Below are 1804 nucleotides of genomic sequence, written 5' to 3'. Positions count from 1 at the left end.
ACATGTGCCCGCGCCAGCCTCACCGGCACACCCGCCGGCAGCCGTACCGACGGCGGCGTCAGGTCCGCCGGCGGCACCGGCCGCGCCTTCCGTACGGAAATCGCTGCCTTTGGTAGTGACACCGTCGGTGGCGACGTCGTCGGTGGTGGCGGCAGACATGCCGGCGCAGGCCCCGGCGGTACCGGCATCCGGAGGCCTCCCGGCCGGGCGGGCCGGGGCCGGGACGCTCGGTGCGCCCGCGCCGGGCCGTCCGTCCCTCCCGCGGCGACGCCCGCGCCTGGTGGTGGCCGCGCCGCTGCGGCTGGAGGCGTGGGCCGCCGCCCGCTCGGGCCTGCCCGCGGGCACGATCCTCGTCCGCACGGGCATGGGGCCGGAGCACGCCAGCCGCTCCACCCGCATCATCCGGGAGGCGCAGGCCGACGCGGTCGCCCTGGTCGGCCTCGGCGGCGGCCTCGGCCCGGGGGTGAAGCCCGGGGACGTGGTGGTGGCCGACGAGGTCCGTACCGCCGACGGTTCGGTCAGCGCCCGCTGCCTGTCCGCGCCCCTGCTCGCCGGCGAGCTGCGGCGGGCCGGGCTGACCGTGCATGTCGGCCCGGTGGTGTCGGTGCCACGGCTCGCGGTCGGCACCGCGCGCACCGAGCTCGCGGCCACCGGCGCGATCGCCGTGGACATGGAGTCGGCCCAGGTCGCCCCGGGCGCGAACGGGGTGCCGCTGGCCATCATCCGCGTCGTCGTCGACACCGCCGAGCAGCCGCTGGGACGCCTCGACCTGGCCCGCCGGGGGATCGCCGGGCTGCGGACGATGATGACCTTCGGGCCGGTGCTCGAACGGTGGGCGGCGGCCGTCGGGCCGCGGCAGGTGCTGCTCGCCGAGCCCCGGGCGTTCTGCGCCGGGGTCGAACGGGCGATCGAGGTGGTCGAGCGTGCCCTGGAGCTGCACGGCGCGCCCGTCTACGTCCGCAAGCAGATCGTCCACAACAGCCACGTGGTCGCCGATCTCGCCAGCCGCGGCGCCGTCTTCGTCGAGGAGCTCGACGAGGTGCCGCCCGGGGCGACTGTGGTCTTCTCCGCGCACGGGGTCGCCCCGGCCGTGTGGGACCAGGCCGGTGACCGCAGCCTGTCGGTGATCGACGCGACCTGTCCGCTCGTGGAGAAGGTGCACGCCGAGGCCCGCCGGTTCACCGCGCGGGGGGACACCGTCCTGCTCATCGGCCATGCCGGGCACGAGGAGGTGGACGGGACCCTCGGGGAGGCACCAGGGAAGATCAAGCTGGTGGAGTCGCCCGCCGACGTCGCCCACCTGGAGGTCGACGACCCGCAGCGGGTGACCTACCTGATGCAGACGACGCTCGCCGTGGACGAGGCGGAGGAGGTGGTCGACGCGCTGCGCGGCCGCTTCCCGGCCGTGGTCGGCCCCGGGTCCGCGGACATCTGCTACGCGACGTCGAACCGGCAGAACGCGATCCGGCGGGTGGCTGACGAGGCCGACGTGGTGCTTGTCGTCGGGTCGCAGAACAGTGCCAACTCGCGCCGGCTCGTCGACGTTACTGAGCGTGAGGGCGTGCCCGCCTATCTTGTCGGGGACGTCGGTGAGGTGGAGATGAGCTGGCTGGCCGGCGCGGACACCGTCGGCATCTCCGCGGGCGCCTCCGCGCCTCCCACCCTGGTCGACGAACTGACCCAGGCGCTGTCGGGCCTGGGCCACACCACTGTCGGCGTGCGTTCGGTGGGGGCCGAGACGATTTCCTTCCACCTCCCCAAGGAGCTGCGCCGCTCGGTCCGGTGAGCACGGCCGGCCCGCCGG

Annotated in this window: 1 protein-coding gene; it reads left to right on the top strand. The window is 75.3% G+C overall.

The window, feature by feature from the left end:
• Positions 1-4 precede the first annotated feature (4 nt).
• Positions 5-1786, top strand: coding sequence for a 4-hydroxy-3-methylbut-2-enyl diphosphate reductase (gene ispH / locus AC5LUJ_RS18855; protein ID WP_493465395.1), 1782 nt, complete (start codon positions 5-7; stop codon positions 1784-1786).
• Positions 1787-1804: the final 18 nt, after the last annotated feature.

It is taken from the genome of Protofrankia sp. CiP1_Cm_nod3, from assembly GCF_982290655.1.
This window is presented reverse-complemented; position numbering and strand designations above follow the sequence as displayed.